The 17837-nt window shown below is 60.4% G+C and carries 14 protein-coding genes; 12 read left to right on the top strand and 2 right to left on the bottom strand.

From position 1 onward, the window contains the following. Positions 1 to 79: 79 nt before the first annotated feature. Positions 80 to 1111 carry a small ribosomal subunit biogenesis GTPase RsgA gene (gene rsgA, locus A3714_RS16655; RefSeq protein WP_063509949.1) on the bottom strand — a complete coding sequence of 344 codons (1032 nt, stop codon included), beginning with the start codon at positions 1109 to 1111 and terminating at the stop codon, positions 80 to 82. Positions 1112 to 1178: 67 nt separating this feature from the next. On the opposite strand from rsgA, the gene orn reads away from it, so the two are divergent. Further along, positions 1179 to 1724, top strand: coding sequence for an oligoribonuclease (orn, locus tag A3714_RS16650; protein ID WP_063509950.1), 546 nt, complete (start codon positions 1179 to 1181; stop codon positions 1722 to 1724). Between the two features lie 209 nt (positions 1725 to 1933). Here orn and queG read toward each other — a convergent pair whose 3' ends face one another. Then, positions 1934 to 2989, bottom strand: a complete 1056-nt coding sequence (queG, locus tag A3714_RS16645) for a tRNA epoxyqueuosine(34) reductase QueG (RefSeq protein WP_063509951.1) — start codon at positions 2987 to 2989, stop codon at positions 1934 to 1936. A gap of 45 nt (positions 2990 to 3034) precedes the next feature. Between queG and A3714_RS16640 the strand changes: the two genes are divergently transcribed. The 11 genes from A3714_RS16640 (at position 3035) to A3714_RS16590 (ending at position 17622) form a co-directional block, all read left to right on the top strand. Then, on the top strand, positions 3035 to 4546 hold the full coding sequence (locus tag A3714_RS16640; RefSeq protein WP_063509952.1) for a bifunctional ADP-dependent NAD(P)H-hydrate dehydratase/NAD(P)H-hydrate epimerase: 1512 nt from the start codon (positions 3035 to 3037) through the stop codon (positions 4544 to 4546). An 11-nt stretch (positions 4547 to 4557) separates the two neighbouring features. Further along, the gene (gene tsaE, locus A3714_RS16635) at positions 4558 to 4992 is read left to right on the top strand and encodes a tRNA (adenosine(37)-N6)-threonylcarbamoyltransferase complex ATPase subunit type 1 TsaE (RefSeq protein ID WP_063509953.1); all 435 of its coding nucleotides are present in this window, start codon (positions 4558 to 4560) and stop codon (positions 4990 to 4992) included. Continuing rightward, the gene (locus tag A3714_RS16630; RefSeq protein ID WP_063509954.1) at positions 4979 to 6331 is read left to right on the top strand and encodes an N-acetylmuramoyl-L-alanine amidase; all 1353 of its coding nucleotides are present in this window, start codon (positions 4979 to 4981) and stop codon (positions 6329 to 6331) included. Before tsaE ends, A3714_RS16630 begins: the two co-directional genes overlap by 14 nt. A gap of 179 nt (positions 6332 to 6510) precedes the next feature. Continuing rightward, positions 6511 to 8337 carry a DNA mismatch repair endonuclease MutL gene (gene mutL, locus A3714_RS16625; RefSeq protein ID WP_063509955.1) on the top strand — a complete coding sequence of 609 codons (1827 nt, stop codon included), beginning with the start codon at positions 6511 to 6513 and terminating at the stop codon, positions 8335 to 8337. Continuing rightward, on the top strand, positions 8338 to 9360 hold the full coding sequence (gene miaA / locus A3714_RS16620) for a tRNA (adenosine(37)-N6)-dimethylallyltransferase MiaA (RefSeq protein WP_063509956.1): 1023 nt from the start codon (positions 8338 to 8340) through the stop codon (positions 9358 to 9360). Between the two features lie 253 nt (positions 9361 to 9613). Next, positions 9614 to 9904, top strand: coding sequence for an RNA chaperone Hfq (hfq, locus tag A3714_RS16615; protein ID WP_062815740.1), 291 nt, complete (start codon positions 9614 to 9616; stop codon positions 9902 to 9904). 153 nt (positions 9905 to 10057) lie between these two features. Beyond that, positions 10058 to 11431 carry a ribosome rescue GTPase HflX gene (hflX, locus tag A3714_RS16610; protein WP_062815741.1) on the top strand — a complete coding sequence of 458 codons (1374 nt, stop codon included), beginning with the start codon at positions 10058 to 10060 and terminating at the stop codon, positions 11429 to 11431. 38 nt (positions 11432 to 11469) lie between these two features. Continuing rightward, on the top strand, positions 11470 to 12639 hold the full coding sequence (gene hflK, locus A3714_RS16605; protein WP_062815742.1) for an FtsH protease activity modulator HflK: 1170 nt from the start codon (positions 11470 to 11472) through the stop codon (positions 12637 to 12639). Next, on the top strand, positions 12639 to 13703 hold the full coding sequence (gene hflC, locus A3714_RS16600; protein ID WP_062815743.1) for a protease modulator HflC: 1065 nt from the start codon (positions 12639 to 12641) through the stop codon (positions 13701 to 13703). The genes hflK and hflC overlap by 1 nt, the downstream gene beginning before the upstream one ends. A gap of 317 nt (positions 13704 to 14020) precedes the next feature. Further along, positions 14021 to 14491 (top strand): DUF11 domain-containing protein, encoded by a 471-nt coding sequence (locus tag A3714_RS16595; RefSeq protein WP_063509957.1) that lies wholly within the window; start codon positions 14021 to 14023, stop codon positions 14489 to 14491. Positions 14492 to 14655: 164 nt separating this feature from the next. Further along, positions 14656 to 17622, top strand: coding sequence for a DUF11 domain-containing protein (locus A3714_RS16590; RefSeq protein ID WP_063509958.1), 2967 nt, complete (start codon positions 14656 to 14658; stop codon positions 17620 to 17622). The last annotated feature ends 215 nt before the right edge of the window (positions 17623 to 17837 follow it).

The raw sequence follows: 17837 nt of genomic DNA, 5'->3' as shown, positions 1-17837 counted from the left end.
GAATAGTGAACAGCGAAAACAGACATATCGCTGTCAGCGTTGGGGCATTGTCCCTTATTAACTGTTCACTGTTAACTGTTCACTGGTATCTCTCCCGGCCGTCTTCATCCAGCGTATCGGCGATCTGGTAAAAATTGGCCAGCCGTTCCTCGCTGATGTCGCCGCTTTCTGCCGCCATGATCAGGGCGCAGCCGGGCTCGTTGCGGTGGGAGCAGTTGCGGAATTTGCAGTGGCCGGCCAGGTCGGACAGCTCCCGGTAGCCGTGTAGCAGCTCGTCCTCGCTGATATGCCAGAGACCGAATTCGCGGATGCCGGGGGAGTCGATCAGCTCGCCACCGGTGGGCAGGTGGAAGAGCCGGGCGGTGACCGTGGTGTGCTGGCCCAGGCCGGAACTGGCGGACAGGTCGCCCACCTGCAGGTCGGCTTCCGGCAACACCGCATTGACCAGGGAGGACTTGCCGACACCGGATTGCCCCACGAATACACTGGTCTTGCCCACCAGGGCGTCCTGTAGCGGGGCCAGTCCGCGGCTGTCATGGGCGCTCACTTCCAGCACGGGATAGCCCAGGCGCTGGTACAGGGCTTTCAATTCGTCGATAAAGGGCCGCACCTCCTCATCGATCAGATCCGCCTTGTTGAGCACCAGGGTGGCAGGAATGTCAGAGAGTTCTGCGGCCACCAGGTAGCGGTCCAGCAGGGCACTGGAGGGTGTCGGCAAAGGGGCGAATACCACCAGCATCTGCTCCACATTGGCGGCCACGGGTTTCAGGTTGCCGTACATGTCCGGCCGTTTCAGTACCGTTTGCCGTGGCTCGATGGCCACCACCACGCCCAGGCCTTCGCTTTTCGGCGGTTGCCAGATGACCCGGTCGCCCACCACCAGTTGCTCCAGGGTGGCGCGGAAATGGCAGCGCATGGCATCCCCGTCGGCGCTTTCCACGCCCACCTGCTGGCCGAAATGGGCGGTGATGGTGCCGATCTGCTCGTCGCCCAGGTCGTCCGCCACCAGGGTCTCCAGCTCCGCGTTACGGCGCTGGGCCCGCTGGCGTTTCTCTGCCTGGATTTTTTCAATGCGCCAGCGTTGGCGGCGGTTGAGCTTGCGTTTGGCCACGAGGTATTCCGGTTGATTGGTGGCTGCATGCTACCATGCCGGTACAAAGCCATGATACGGAATCCCCATGACTGACAAGCGCAACAATCTGATCTGGATTGATCTGGAAATGACCGGCCTGAGCCCGGAGCAAGACCGCATCATCGAAATTGCCACCATTGTCACCGATGCCCAGCTGAACCCGCTGGCGGAAGGGCCGGTGCTGGCGGTGCATCAGAGCGACGACCTGCTGGACGGAATGGATGAGTGGAATACCGAACACCACAACAACTCCGGGCTGGTGGCGCGGGTAAAGGAAAGCCGCATCAGCGAGATGCAGGCACAGGCCCAGACCCTGGATTTCCTCAAAGAGTACGTGGAAGCCGGGATGTCACCCATGTGCGGTAACAGTATCTGCCAGGACCGGCGTTTTCTGGCCAACTACATGCCGGAGCTGGAAGCCTTCTTTCACTATCGCAATCTGGATGTGTCGACCCTGAAAGAACTGGCGCGACGCTGGAAACCGGAAATTCTGGACGGCTTTAAAAAGGAAAATAAGCATCTGGCGCTGGACGACATCCGCGAATCCATTGCCGAGCTGCAGTACTACCGTGAGCATTTTATTGATTGCTGATGGTTGCACGCGATACGCAACACGCGGCATGCAAAATCTTCGCCGTAGGAGCGTCGCTGGCGGCGCGATAAAACACCAGGATCAAAAGTCCTTTCACCACAGAGCACACAGAGGCACAGAGAAAATCCTGTCTTTTCCTCGGTGAGGTCTTTGACTTCTGGGTAAATCTGCTTTTCCGGGGTTGGGTGATCGCGCCGCGAGCGACGCTCCTACGGTTGGGGTGGGATGTGTTGTTCCAGCGCCCACTGCACATGCTCCTGCACCGTCTCATCCGGGTAATCCTGCCGATCCTTGAGGGCGTTGATGACGTCATCTGATCCCGGTGCATTGCCCAGCGCCACGGCGATATTCCGCAGCCATTTGGCATATCCGGCCCGGCGAATGGCGCTGCCGGCGGTGCGTTCCAGAAACTCTTCCTCGCTCCAGGAAAACAGGGTCACCAGATCGCTGTCGTCCAGCCCGTGACGGGGTTGAAAATCCCCTTCCCCGGTATGCTGGGCGAAGCGGTTCCACGGGCACATGAGCTGGCAGTCGTCGCAACCAAAAATGCGGTTGCCGATGCCTTCGCGCAGGTCTTCGGGGATGCTGCCTTCATGCTCGATGGTCAGGTAGGAAATACAGCGCCGGGCATCCAGTTCATAGGGGGCGACAATAGCGTCGGTGGGGCAGACGGTGATGCAGGCCCGGCACTTGCCACAATGGTCTTCGCCGGGCAGGTCCACCGGCAGTGGAATATCCGTATAGATTTCGCCAAGAAAGAACCAGCTTCCCGCCTCGCGATTCAGCACCAGAGTGTGCTTGCCCTGCCAGCCCAGCCCCGCCTTGGCGGCCAGGGGTTTCTCCATCACCGGAGCGCTGTCCACAAAGGCGCGGGCCAGCTGGCTGTCGGCCACCTCCTGGCGAATTCGGGCGGCCAGGGTGGCCAGGCGCTTGCGAATCAGCTTGTGATAGTCGCGGCCCAGGGCGTAGCGGGATACGTAGGCCTTGTCTTTTTGCTGCAGGATTTTTACCGGTTGGGTATCCGGCGGCAGATAATCCATCCGTGCGGAAATCACCCGCAGTGTGCCGGGCTCCAGTGCCTCCGGCCGGTAACGTTTGTTGCCGTGGGCGGCCATCCAGTTCATCTGGCCCTGGTAGCCTTTTTCCAGCCAGGCTTTCAGGTCGCTTTCCGCAGCATGCAGATCCGTGTCGGCAATGCCGATTTGCTGGAAGCCGAGCTCCCGGCCCCAGAGCTGGATCTTTTCTTTCAGTGCCTGCAGGTCCATGGTTTGAAGGGATATAATGCCGGGAAATGAGGAGCAAAGCGTAACATGACGACACTGCCGAAGGCTCTCTATACCGCAGCCCAGACCCGCGAACTGGACCGGCTGGCGATTGCTGCCGGTACCCCGGGGGCTGAACTGATGGCCCGGGCCGGGCAGGCGGCTTTCGATACGTTGTGTGAGCGTTGGCCGGAAGCCCGGCGTATCGCGGTGCTGTGTGGCGGTGGCAATAACGGGGGTGACGGTTATGTGGTGGCGCGGCTGGCCCACGCCGCCGGGTTGGCGCCACAGATACATTTCACCACGCCGCCGGACACGCTCAAGGGGGATGCCCTGACCATGGCCGACCGTTGCCGGGATGCCGGCATTCCCATGACCCCGCTGACTCTGGACAGCCTGCCGGAGGGAGCGGATGTCCTGGTGGACGGGTTGTTGGGCACCGGGCTTAGCGGTGCGCTGCGCGATGAAATGGCGGCCTTGCTGACCGCACTGAATGCCTTGCCGGTACCGCGAATGGCGCTGGATATTCCCTCTGGCCTGGGGGCCGACACCGGCGTGCCACTGGGGGCGGTGCTGGCGGCGGATCTGACCTGTACCTTTATCGGCCTCAAGCGCGGCCTGCTCACCGGTGAGGGTCCGGTGTACAGCGGTGAATTGTACTTTTTTGATCTGCAGGTTGATCGGGAGGTGTATTCCCGGGTGCCTGCGAATTGCCGGGTGCCGGAGCCCGCGGACCTGGCTGCGTTGCTGCCGCCGAGACGGGCCGATGGTCACAAGGGTCATTATGGCCATGTGCTGGTTATCGGCGGCGACCATGGCTTTGCCGGCGCCCCGGTAATGAGTGCCCAGGCTGCTGCCCGCTGCGGGGCCGGCAAGGTGAGCCTGATTACCCGCCCGGAGCATGTGGCAGTGGCGCTGATACGGCAACCGGAGATCATGGTTCGCGGCATAGAAAACGCCCGCGAGGCGCAGCCCCTGCTGGAAGCGGCCACGGTGATTGCCATTGGGCCGGGCCTGGGCCGCAGTGACTGGGGGCAGGCGCTACTCGCTCTGGCCCTGGAAAGTGGTAAACCGCTGGTGGTGGATGCGGATGCCCTGTCCCTGATGGCCGCCGATGATCGTATCGGCCACGGAGATTGGGTGCTGACGCCCCACCCGGGAGAAGCCGGTCGCCTGCTTGGGGTGTCCGCAGCGGAGATTCAACGGGATCGCTTTGCCGCCCTGGAGAGTCTGGCGGCCCGCTATGGCGGCACGGTATTACTGAAAGGCCTGGGCACTGTCATTCAGGGAGAGGACCACCTGGGCCAGCAGGGGCGCGCCCTGATTCGTGAGGGCAATCCGGGAATGGCCTCCGGAGGCATGGGCGATGTGCTCACCGGCGTGATCGCCGCCTTACGTGGTCAGGGTCTGACAAGCTATGATGCGGCGCGGCTGGGAGCCATGATTCACGCCCGCGCTGCCGATGCCTGTGCTGCCCGGCGAGGCCCCAGAGGGATGCTGGCGACGGACCTGTTGCCGTATTTGCGAACCGAGTTGAATGAAACCTGTCTGGCTGAATGACGAGAGCGTCGATGACTGTTGAGCATGTGGACCTGCCCGATGAAGCGGCCACTCTGGCACTGGGTGCCAGTCTGGCACAGCGTCTTGCTGCAGGTGGCTGCGTCTATCTGCAGGGGGACCTGGGTGCCGGCAAGACGACCCTGGTGCGGGGAATGCTGCGTGGCCTGGGGCATGAGGGTGCAGTAAAAAGCCCCACTTATACGATTGTGGAACCCTACGAGCTTGGCGGCGTCAATATCTATCACTTCGACCTGTATCGTCTGGCTGATCCGGAAGAGCTGGAAATGATCGGTGTGCGTGATTATTTCTCCCCCGACAGCCTGTGCTTGCTGGAGTGGCCGGAGCGGGGCGCCGGGGTGGTGCCTTCGCCGGATTTGACCATTACACTGGCCGTTAACGGCCATGGAAGAAAGGCGACCCTGGATTGGGCCTATGACGCATCGTGACAATAACAACAAACTGACGGCACTGTTCGTCCTTCTGGTCAGTGGCTTCTGGATGAGCCTGGCATTTGCCGAAACCAGCATTGATTCCGTGCGTCTGCACCGGGCGCCGGATCACACCCGTATCGTTTTCGATCTGCCCGCGCCGGTGGATCACAAACTCGACAAGCTGGCTAACCCGGATCGCATCGTGCTGGATCTGCTGGATGCCAGCCTGGGGTTCGACGTCAACACCCTGGACTACGCCAGCAGCCCCATCGCCAACATTCGTGTGGGCAAGCACAGTGACAAGACCCGTGTGGTCTTTGACATGAAAGACGGTGTGCGTACCCGCACCAACCTGCTCAAACCCATTGAGCCCCATGGCTGGCGTCTGGTGGTGGACCTGTTTGACAGCGAACTGCAGAGCCCTGCCAAGACCAGCCCGGAACCGGAAAAGAAAAAGGAGGCACCCAGCGAGCCCCGTTTGATGGTGGTGGCTATTGATGCCGGCCATGGTGGCGAAGATCCCGGAGCCCGTGGTCCCAGCGGCGTTTATGAGAAAACCCTGGTGCTGCAGATTGCCAGGAAGGTGGAGAAGCGGGTCAATGATCAGGCTGGCATGCGGGCGGTGATGGTGCGTGACGGTGATTACTATGTGCCCCTCGCCGAGCGTCGCCGCATCGCCCGGGAGGATCATGGTGCGGATGTGTTTATTTCCATCCACGCGGATGCCTTTACGGATGCCCGCGCCAACGGTGCTTCCGTGTTCGCTCTTTCCAGCAGCGGCGCCACCAGTGCCCGGGCTCGCTATCTTGCCAAGATCGCCAACGAATCCGACCGGGTGGCCGGGGTCTACGAGGAAGAGAAAGACGACAGTTCCTTGCTCAGCGTATTGGCGGATCTGCGCATGAACGGCTCCATGGCGGGCAGCCTTTATCTGGGGCGGCAAGTGCTTTTGGAAATGGGCAAGGTGACCAAGTTGCATGGCAACCGTGACCGGGTAGAGCAGGCCGGGTTTGCGGTGCTCAAGGAGCCGGAGATGGTATCGATCCTGGTGGAGACCGGTTTCATTTCCAATCCGACAGAAGAGCGAAATCTGCGCTCTTCCGCTCACCAGGATAAACTGGCCCGCTCCATCGTTAACGGGGTAGATGCCTATTTCCGTAACCATCCCGCACCGCATAGCTGGTATGCGGCCCAGCGGCGTGAACATGGTGAGCAATACCGCATTCAGCCCGGTGATACACTGTCGGAAATTGCCCGTCAGTACAGTGTGTCCGAACAGGCGATCCGCAATGCCAATGCCTTGAGTGGCGATCGCATTGTGGTCGGGCAGGTGCTGAAAATTCCCGGTTCGTGAATGGCCAGAAGTGCAGCGTTGTGTGGGGGCAATATTGGACACAGGATGCGAGTAACGCGTTGCGAAAAGCAAAACCGGTTTTGACTTTCGCTACTCGTAACTCGTTTCTCGCCACTGGCCTGTCAGATCGCTTCTGCATAACCCGTATCGTTACCTGAACCCCATCAACAGAGACGCCCGTGACAAAGATTCAACTGCTTGATTCCCGCCTTGCCAACCAGATCGCCGCCGGTGAGGTGGTGGAACGCCCGGCCTCGGTATTGAAAGAGTTGCTGGAAAATGCCCTGGATGCCGGGTCGGAATCCATCAGCGTGGATGTGGAACAGGGCGGCGTAAAGCTGGTGCGGGTGCGCGATAATGGCAGCGGTATTGATCGTGATGATCTGCCTTTGGCCCTGTCACGCCATGCCACCAGCAAGATTCGCGGGCTGGATGATCTGGAAGCCATCGGCACCCTGGGGTTTCGTGGTGAGGCGCTGGCTGCGATCAGTTCGGTATCCCGGCTGACCCTGGCCAGCAATGTGGAAGGTGAAGCGGAAGGCTGGCAGGTGCAGGTGGAAGGGCGCGATATGGCGCCGACCGTGACGCCCGCCGGGCACCCCCGTGGTACCACCGTGACCATGCGAGATCTGTTCTTCAATACCCCGGCTCGACGGCGGTTTCTGCGCACCGAAAAGACAGAGTTCAATCACCTGGAAGAGGTGTTCCGCCGTATCGCCCTGAGCGAGTTCAATACCGCCTTCCGCCTTACCCACAATCAGAAGGTGATTCATCAGTTACCCGCGGGTCTGGATGACACCCTGCGCGCCGCGCGGGTGGCGAAGCTGTGCGGCAAGGGGTTCATGGAGCAGGCCATACCGGTGGATGTGGAGCGCGACGGCATCCGCCTGCACGGCTGGATGGGGCTGCCCACGTTCTCCCGTTCCCAGGCAGACCTGCAGTATTTCTACGTGAATGGCCGGGTGATTCGCGACAAGGTGGTCAGCCATGCGGTCCGTCAGGCCTATGCGGATGTGCTCTATCATGGGCGTCACCCCGCCTATGTGTTGTTTCTGGAACTGGATCCGGCCCAGGTGGATGTGAACGTGCATCCCACCAAACACGAAGTGCGCTTCCGTGAGCAGCGCATGGTTCACGGCTTCCTTTACAGCTCTTTGCATCGTGCCATTGCGGAGGTGCGCCCGGGGCAGTCGCCAGCGGCCACGATGGTGGACGAGGGGGAGGCGGTGATGCCGGCCATGGAGCCCAGCCAGGCCAGCATGTCCCTGTCGGCCCCGGCGGGGCGTCCCTCCTATTCACCACCGACGGGAAAGGGTTTCAGCTACGGTCAGGGCCTGCGGCAGGCGGATGCCTACGGCGCCCTGGTGCGGCCCCAGGTGGCGGAAAATCCGGTGATACCGCCGGCATCCGACCAGGAAACCGTGCCACCACTGGGGTATGCGGTGGCGCAGTTGCATGGCATCTTCATTCTCGCCGAGAACCAGCAGGGGCTGGTGGTGGTGGATATGCATGCCGCCCACGAGCGCATTACCTACGAACGGCTGAAACAGAGCTGGTCCGAGGACAAGGTACGCAGCCAGCCGCTGCTGGTGCCGGTGTCGCTGGCGGTGTCTTCCCGGGAGGCGGATTTTGCCGAGCAGCAGCCGGAGGTGTTTTCCCGGCTGGGGTTTATGGTGGATCGTGCCGGGCCGGAGACCCTGGTGGTGCGTGAAGTGCCTGCCATGCTGCGAGACAGTGACAGCGAGGCGATGGTCCGGGATGTGCTTTCCGACCTGCTGGCCCAGGGCAGCAGTGAGCGGATCGAACAAAAGCTGGATGAGTTGCTCTCCACCATGGCCTGCCACGGCAGTGTGCGCGCCAATCGTCGCCTGACCCTTCCGGAAATGAACGCCCTGCTGCGGGACATGGAAGCCACCGAGCGCTCCGGCCAGTGTAACCATGGCCGTCCCACCTGGACCCAGATGAGCCTGAAGGATCTGGACCGCTTGTTCATGCGGGGACAGTAAATGGCGTCTGAAAGCCCGGTATCGTCCGCTGAGAGCCAGACCGATCAGAGGCTGCCGGTGCTGCTGCTGATGGGGCCCACCTGTTCCGGCAAGACCGCGTTGGCCATTGAGGCGGCACAAAGCCTGCCCATCGAAATCATCAATGTGGATTCCGCGCTGGTCTATCGGGGCCTGGACATCGGAGCGGCCCGGCCCAGCGACGAGGAGCTGGCGGCGGCGCCGCACCGGCTGCTGGGGTTCCGAGAGCTGGATGCGCCTTACTCGGCGGCGGATTTCCGCGCCGATGCCCTGCGGGAAATCGAAGCGATTCATGCCAGGGGCAGACTGCCCCTGTTGGTGGGCGGCACCATTCTGTATTTCAAGGCACTGGTGGAGGGGCTGGCGCCCCTGCCCGAGGCGGATCCGGCGGTGCGCGCCGAGATTGCTGACCTGGCCGAGGCGCAAGGCTGGGCGGCAGTGCACGGGGCCTTGGCGCAAGTGGACCCGGTCAGTGCCGAGCGGCTCAAGCCCACGGACCGTCAGCGTTTGCAGCGGGCCCTGGAAGTGTATCGGGTCACCGGTCGGCCCCTCTCTGCCTTCCACGAAGAGCATCATACAACTGTCACACAGAACCGGGATGGTTTGAGTGAGTTCAGCGCCTTGCCCTGGCCGGTGTACAGTGCGGCCCTGTTACCCCCGGACCGTGCCTGGCTGCATGACATGATCGCGCAGCGTTTCCTGCAGATGCTGGAACAGGGTCTGGTGGAGGAAGTGCAGGCCCTGCGTCAGCGGCCCGGAGTGCACCGGGATCTGCCAGCCATGAAAGCGGTGGGCTACCGGCAGGTGTGGGACTACCTGGATGGCCAGCATGATTACGACACTATGGTAGAGAAGGGGATTGTGGCCACCCGGCAACTGGCCAAGCGACAGTTCACCTGGCTGCGAAAATGGCCCTATCTGGACAGCGTGGACAGTAACGATCCGTCACAACGACAGCGGCTAATTGAGCGGCTTGCGAAGATCTGTAAATCTGTGTTTAGTTAGCCCTGTTTCTGGACTTTTTGGTTTATAATGTCCCGGACACGGATTTTAGGCCATTTTGCGGTGATTTGAGACACACGGCGCAGAATGTGTTGGGTCGGGACCTGGAACCAATTTGCTGGGTTGTTGACAAAAATTTGCCCGATAGCGCATCGGGTGAAGGCAGTGACCGCATGGGACGGTTTCACTGTGTTACAGCGCTGATTGCCCGAAGTGTTGGGCACTACTTTTTACTGTTATTTCAAGGAGACTTGCCATGTCAAAGGGGCACTCGCTACAAGACCCTTTTCTCAACGCGCTTCGTAAAGAGCGTATTCCGGTTTCTATCTTTCTGGTGAATGGAATAAAGCTGCAGGGGCAGATTGAGTCTTTTGACCAATATGTCGTGCTGCTGAAAAATGCAGTCAGCCAGATGGTATACAAACATGCGATTTCCACCGTCGTGCCTGCTCGCAACCCTCGCGGTGGCGGCAACCCGGCGATGACCTCCACCGGTGCCGGTGCCCCGGGCGCGCCTGTTGCCGATGAGGGTTTCGGCAACCAGTAATCGTTGCCGCAGGCCCAGTAAAGAGCCACCTTCGGGTGGCTCTTTGCGTTCAGGCCTCTATCGGTGCCTGATCGATACTTTTCCCGCCGGTTTCCCTGTCTTCTTGCTCTGACTGGTTTAAACTGGCGGTCTCATCCCCCATGTCAGTTCTTTATGGACCTATTTGATCGCACAGAGCAAACCCGAACCGGCGCCGGTGAACGTGCCGTTCTGGTGCATTTGGACCTTCCTGACGCCATGGGGCGCGAAGACCTGGATGAGTTCTACCATCTGGTTACCTCCAGCGGCGTGGAGCCGGCGGCGGAGCTCACCGGCAAGCGCGATCGACCCGATCCGGCCCTGTTCATCGGCACCGGCAAGAGCGACGAGCTGGCCGCATTGGTCAGCGAGATCAAAGCGGATGTGGTGCTGTTCAATCATGCCTTGAGTCCTGCCCAGGAGCGCAACCTGGAACGGGTAGTCAAATGCCGGGTGCTGGATCGCACCGGCCTGATCCTGGATATCTTTGCCCAGCGCGCTCGTACCCATGAAGGCCGGCTGCAGGTAGAGCTCGCCCAGTTACGCCACTTGTCGTCCCGGCTGGTGAGAGGCTGGACTCACCTGGAGCGGCAGAAGGGGGGCATTGGTCTGCGCGGCCCCGGGGAAACCCAGCTGGAAACCGACCGACGGCTGCTGCGCGATCGTATCCGTGCCATTGAATCGCGCCTGGAGAAGGTCCGTAAACAGCGGGCCCAGGGACGGCGGGCCCGGCAGCGCTCCGAGACGCCACTGATTTCCCTGGTGGGCTACACGAACGCCGGTAAATCGACCCTCTTCAATGCCATCACCACCGGTGATGTCTATGTGGCCGACCAACTGTTCGCCACTCTGGATCCGACCTTGCGCAAGGTGAAGGTGCCGGGTGTGGGTCCCGCCATTCTGGCGGACACGGTGGGCTTTATCCGTCACTTGCCCCACCGTTTGGTGCAGGCGTTTCGCGCCACGCTGGAAGAAACCGTTAACGCCACCTTGCTGTTGCATGTGACAGATTGCAGTGCCGAGGAGCGCGACAGCAACGTGGCGGCGGTGAATGAGGTATTGGAAGAAATCGGCGGCGATAAACTGCCCGTGCTGCATGTCTACAACAAGGTGGATAACCTGGGGCATCCGCCGAAGATCGACCGGGATGAGCATGGGCTCCCCTGGCGTGTATGGATTTCCGCCCAGACTGGCGACGGCTTTGATCTGCTGTTCCAGGCCATTGCAGAGCGATTGGCCGCAGGCTGGGTGGACTGTTGGGTGCGTCTCCCGGCAACCGCAGGGCGTTTGCGCGCCCGCCTGCATGAAGCCGGCGAAGTGCTGGAGGAGCAGGCGGCCCTGGATGGCAGCATGCTGCTGCGCATCAATGTGAACCGGGTGCATTTTGAACGTCTGTTGCGTGAGCAGGGACTAACAGAAGATGAGCTGGTGGTGCCGGCCCCTGCGGTTGCAGGGGAGGATGCCCCTTCCTACAATTCACAACGCTCGCACGATGCGAGCCATCAATAATCCGGTGGGCCCAGGGCCCGGACCGATTGGAGACCTACATGGCGTGGAATGAACCCGGCGGCAACAAGCCGAAGGACCCTTGGGGTGGAGGCGGTGACCAGGGACCGCCGGATCTGGATGAAGCCCTGAAAAACCTGAAAGACAAGATCAACAGTGTATTCGGTGGCAAGGGCGGCAAGCCCGGTGGTGGCGCCGGCAGTGGCGGTGGGTCTCCCTGGCCGATGCTGATTATCGCTGCCGTGATCGCTGCCGTAGTGTATGGCCTGGTCGGCTTTTTCCAGGTGGATCAACGGGAGCGGGCCGTGGTGCTGCGTTTCGGTGAATACAATCGCACCGTGGATCCGGGTCTGCGCTGGCGCGCTCCGATCATCGAGCAGTACCAGAAAGTGGACGTGGAGCAGAACCGCCGCTTCGAAATTACCGAAGCCATGCTGACCCGTGATACCAACATCGTCAGCGTGACCCTGCAGGTGCAGTACCAGGTGCTGGATCCGATCCCGTTCCTGCTGAAAGTCGCCCGACCGGAAACCATCCTGGAACACGCGACCAGTTCCGCCCTGCGTCATGTGGTGGGCTCTTCCACCATGGATGATGTGCTCAAGGATAACAGGGAGGCGATCCGGGTACGGGTCCGCGAGCGTCTGGATGAATACCTGAACCGTTATGACACGGGCCTGGTACTTAAACAGGTGGTGCTGGATCGCACCCAGGCACCGGATGAGGTGCGTGATGCCTTTGATGATGTGTCCCGGGCCAAGGAAGACGAAGACCGTTTCAAGAAAGAAGCTGAAGCCTACCGTAACGCGGTGATCCCCCAGGCTCGGGGTGAAGCCAAGCGCCTGGAGGAGGAAGCGGAAGCTTACCGGAACCGTCTTATCGACAGCGCCGAGGGTGATGCGGAGCGATTTACCGACCTGTTGACGGAATACCGCAAGGCTCCGGATGTGACCCGCGAGCGTCTCTATCTGGAAACCATGACCGGTGTTTACAGTGCCACCAGCAAGGTGCTGGTGGATGTGGAGAAAGGCAACAGCCTGATCTACCTGCCACTGGAGCAGCTGGTCAAGGGCCGCAATGCCAAGACCCAGGTGCTGGAGCAGAGCGGCGCCAGCCAGAGCACTGGCTCATCCGCAGGCGCGGATGATGGCGGCAGTGGTCGCGAGGCTTCTCGCAGCCTCTACAGCACACCAAATCGGGAGTTGCGCTAATGAATAATCGTGGATGGTTGGCGCTGCTGGCTTTCGGGGTTCTGGCCCTGCTGGCGCTGGATTCCTTCTTTATTGTGAACCAGGCCGAAAAAGCGGTGCTCAAACAGTTCAGTCGGATCGACAAGGCTGATGTGGAGCCGGGCATTTACTTCAAATGGCCGTTGGTGGAAGAAGTGGTCCGGGTAGATGGTCGTGCCCTGGTGTATGACGTGCCCACCCAGTCTTTCCTGACCGCCGAGAAAAAGCTGCTCAACGTGGATGCCTTCGTGGTATGGCGGGTCAACAACGTGCAACGCTATATCGTCAGTGTGGGGGGCGGTTCTTCCAATGCCCAGGTCATGGAAGGGCGTGCCCGCCAGCTCCTGGACCCGCGTGTGAATGAGGCCCTGCGGAACGAGTTTGCCTCGCGGACGGTATTCCAGGTGGTTGCCGGTGAAAGCAATGTGGAAAAGCTTGAAGGCGATAAGGCGGTGCTGCGGGATCCAGTGACCGGTGAAATGACCGAGGTACCCCGCGACCAGCTGGATGAGTCCATCATTCGTGAGGCGGAAGGTGAAAGCGGTGCCGATAAGCCGGCCGGCGACAACCTGAAAATGGCCAACGACCAACGTGAAGCCCTGATGGATCAGGTTCGTGAGAAAGTGAACGAATCCACCCTGGAAGATCTGGGTATCGAAGTGGTGGATATTCGCGTGAAGCAAGTGGACTGGCCGGACCAGGTTCGTGGCCGGGTGTTTGATCGCATGCGCGCAGAGCGTCAGCGTGATGCGGCGGCGCATCGGTCCCAGGGCCGGGAAGAGGCAGAGAAAATCCGTGCCGGCGCGGATCGCCAGCGCAGCGAGATTCTGGCCGAGGCCTACCGCAAAGCCCAGGCCATCCGTGGTGAGGGGGATGCCAAGGCCGCGGCGACCTACGCCAAGGCCTATAATCAGGATAAGGAATTCTTCCGGTTCTACCGCAGCCTCCAGGCCTACAAGGAGAGCTTCAAGGACAAGGAAGATGTGCTGATCCTGGAGCCGGATGGCGAGTTTTTCCGCTACCTGAAAGGCTCTCAGGGGCAGTAAACACTTAAAAAGCCTGAAAAAAACCCGCTTCGGCGGGTTTTTTTTGGCCTCTACGATGTTGTGATTGCTGGCGATCTCATTGTTTTTACTTAGCTTTTTCCTGAATCGTGCTCAAAATGTAAATTCCCTACCTTGTTTTTTACAATCTTCACATGAAAACAACACAAAAAACGTGCAAAATTCGACCTGAGTCACAGTTTTGACGTGATGAAACAAGCCGAAAAACAATTTTCGCGTACCGAATCCGGCAGGATGCCTTGTTAACTGGTGTTGGGACCAGAAAAGAAAAGCCTGCCAAGATCATAGGGGATCGCCAGATGAACCGCTTTATTCTTGGGGCTTTGCTGTGCTGGGCAACCACCTTGTGGGCGGATGGCCCACTGACCAGCCAAATGGAAACCTACCTGGTGGCTGAAAAGGATGGCCAGGAAGTAATGACCGTCACTGAGGAAGCGTCTCCCGGTGATGTGATCGAATACCGACTGATCTATACCAACCAGTCGGAACAACCGCTTTCCGGCCTGGAAATCACCGGGCCGATTCCCGCCAGTACCGCTTACCTCGCCAACTCGGCCGACACCGATGTGGAGGCAGTATTTACTGTCAGCATCGATGATGGCAGCAGTTTTGAGGCGGAGCCGGTTACGCGCTCAATCACTGGCCCTGATGGCCAGACACAGAACGTCATTGTTCCTCCGAGTGACTACACCCAGCTGCGCTGGGTTCCGCAAAGCGGAATCCAGCCAGGCCAGGTACTGGAATACCGGTACCGGGTAAAGGTGCAGTAACCGGAGGAACATGATCAGGGCCCACCCGGGCCCGGGAAGTCTTGTGCGAGCGACTTGTATGTCGCACTGGGGGAGTGGCTCACACCGCGTGTGGAGGGTCGCTCTGGCAAGGCTTTCAGATCAGAAGTAGTCCGAAACTTAAACTCCAATTAAAGGAAACAGCCATGAAACTCGCCTTTCAAAGGGGCCTGTTGTCTGCGCGTGTGTCCGCCTCGGTCATGGGGTTGGGGTTGGTGCTTGCCGCCGGGCAAACACTGGCTCTGACACCTGCCGGGACCGACATTAACAACCGGGCGACGGTGACCTATGAGGACGCCAACGGCAACAGCTATTCGGCCCAGTCCAATGAATCCACGGTAACCGTTGCGGAAGTGTATGCGGCGACCCTGGAAAACGATGGCAGCAAATCCGGTGCGCCCGGTGAGACTGTCTACTTCACTCACACCCTGACCAATACCGGTAATGCTGCCGACAGCTTCAGTGTTGACGGCCTGGCGGGTCTGGACGCTGCTACCGGTGCATCGACCTACACGGTGTATCTGGATGCCAACGGTAACGGTGTGCCGGATGCCGGTGAGTCTGCGGTTACCAGCGTCAACCTGAATGCAGGACAACAGGCTGAACTGATTGTTGCGGTACCCGTGCCTGCCGGCGCCAGTGCCGGCGACACGATCGAGTCTACCCTGCTGGTGGAGTCCAACGGTGGCGGTGCAGGTACCGTTGAGGATATTGGTGCCAACGGCGATGCCGGCACTTACGATGCCGACGGAGACAGCACCCCGGACGGTAACGACACCAACAACAATGTGGTGACGGTAACCACCGACGCGGTACTGCAGCTCAGCAAAACCGCAGTGCCCAACTTCACCGACAACACCATCACCTACACCCTGGAAGTGAAAAACAACGGCGGCCGGGCGGCGGAAGATGTGGACATCTTCGACCCGATCCCTGCCAATGCCACCTTCGCGGAAATCGTTTCCGTGAACGGTCTGCTCGCCTCCAGTGGTGACCAGTGGCTGGATAACACGGGTGCGTTGCAGTCCCTGCCCCACTCCTATGCCGGTGTGGCAGATCTGGCCGATGTGACTGAGCCTGCGGGTGTGGACCTGGACGGTAACGGTACCACCGGTGAAACCCTGAAAGGTATCAACTTCCGTGATGCCATCATGGGTGTTAATACCACCGTGACCGTGGTCTATAAGGTCGACTTCGATGGCACCCTGGCCTCCGGTACCCAGATCCGCAACACCTTTGCGGCAGAAGGGGATCTGGATGGCGACGGCAATGCGGATGACCCGTCCACATCCAACACCACCACCACCACCATCCAGCAGATCTATGCCGTGGACGCAACCGATACCGGCGATGGGGCCGATGCGGATGCGACCCTGAACGACGTTGCGCTGCAGGATGAAGCCAACTCCGGCGCTGTGGTGGCGTTTGCCAATATCGTTGCCAACAACGGTAACGGCAGTGACGTGTTTGATCTGAGCATCGGTAACGATGCGGGTACCGGTTACACAGGTACAGGCACGGTGCCGGCGGGTGCCCAGGCTTTCCCGGCGGGCACGCTGTTCACCTTCTGGAACGCGACCAACAATACCCAGCTGACCGACACCAACGGTAATGGTGTGCCGGATACCGGCACCATTGCGGCAGGTGCGGATCGTCGTATCACCGTGCGTGCCCAGCTGCCTGCTGGTGTCAGCGGCACGGGGCCTTTTGTGGCGACCATGGTTGCCACCTCCTTCGGCGACAACAGCGTCAGCGATGACAAGCTGGAAGTGCTGAGTGAAATCGTAGCCCCGGCAGTGGATTTGGCTAACAGCTTTACTGCCGATCTGACGGATGCCGGCATCGACGCGGATGCGTTCAATGCGGCGGCGCCGACCACGACCACGCCAGTTGCTGTCGGTGGTGTTGCCACCTTCCCGCTGTTCGTGGCCAATAATTCCGGTAATGCCCAATCCTTTACCCTGGGTGCGGATCTGCCTGCGGGCTGGTCGGTGACCTTCCGCGAGGTGGGTGTGGACACCAACGGTGACGGCACGGCAGACAACACCAGCAATGCGGGCAACGTGGTGACCGCCACGCCGAGCCTGCCTGCCGGTGCGGTGTACCAGTACGAAGCTCAGGTGCAGGTCTCCAGCCAGGTGGCTCAGGCCCTGTCCAACTTCGAGGGCACTGTCGCCAGCTCCGGTCTGGATGATGTGGACGGCAACGGTGACAGCGACGGGGACTACCCGATTCGCTTTACGGTGGTGTCTACCTCTGATGGCACTATTACCGACCAGAAGCTGGATGCGGTGGATGTGATCGCCAACCGCAATGTCACCGTTTCCCCGGATGGCGCCAACCAGGTGCAGCCCGGTGGTAATGTGGATTACACCCATGTGATCGCCAATGGTGGTAACACTACCGAAGCCGTGGAAATCACCGGAGTGAACTCCCTGGCCGGTAATGGCTGGAGCAACAATACCCAGTTGTTCATCGACACCACCAGTGACGGTACCCCGGATTCCTGGGTGCAGCTGGCGAACCTGCCGACGGCAACGGATGTGGCCGTTCGTACCCCCAATGGCAACACCATCCTGGTGGATATCGACAATGGCGGAGCCAACCCGCTGGTGACCCTGCAACCCGGTGAGCGCCTGGATGTGCGCGTTACCGTGTTTGCACCGTCCAATGCGCCTGCCGGCACGGTAGACACCTACACCCTGACCGCCAGCAACGCCAATGTGTCTGACTCCGCCACCGACACCACTGAAGTGGTGGTCGGCCAGGTGCGTCTGGACAAGCAGGCGGCCATTGATACGGCCTGTGATTGTGCGGGCGGTACCTGGCCCGTGGGCGGTTTCGAGCCGGTGCAGTCCAATCAGGTCGAGCCCGGCCAGTGTGTGGTGTGGCAGCTGACCGCCACCAACGAAGGCGCGACCACGGCTGAAAACGTGGTGATCACCGATGAGACCACCGAGTTCACCACCTTCCAGTTGGCGGACGATGCGGTGCGTGCCTCTGACGGTGCGACCACGGCCAACACTGGCACCTTGCCGGTGGTGGAGTGGGAAGTTGGCCAGCTGGTATCGGGTGACAGTGCCCGTACCCAGTTCTGTGTCGAAGTGAACTAACGCTCCCCCAGGCATTGCCCTCCCCTTCGGGGGAGGGCTTTTCCAGGGCCGGTGCGCCGGGTCTGGAAAAGCCCCTGAGGCATAAAAACAACGGGTAAAGAACGCTCAATGAAACTGCTTGCCGCCATTCGCATTGCTGTTGTCAGCATGCTGGTCATGACCAGCGTGCTGCTGCATGCTGCCACGGCGCGGCAAGCAGTTTCATTGAGCGTTCT

The sequence above is a fragment of the Alcanivorax sp. HI0007 genome (genome assembly GCF_001635525.1).
GTDB lineage: Bacteria > Pseudomonadota > Gammaproteobacteria > Pseudomonadales > Alcanivoracaceae > Alcanivorax.
This window is presented reverse-complemented; position numbering and strand designations above follow the sequence as displayed.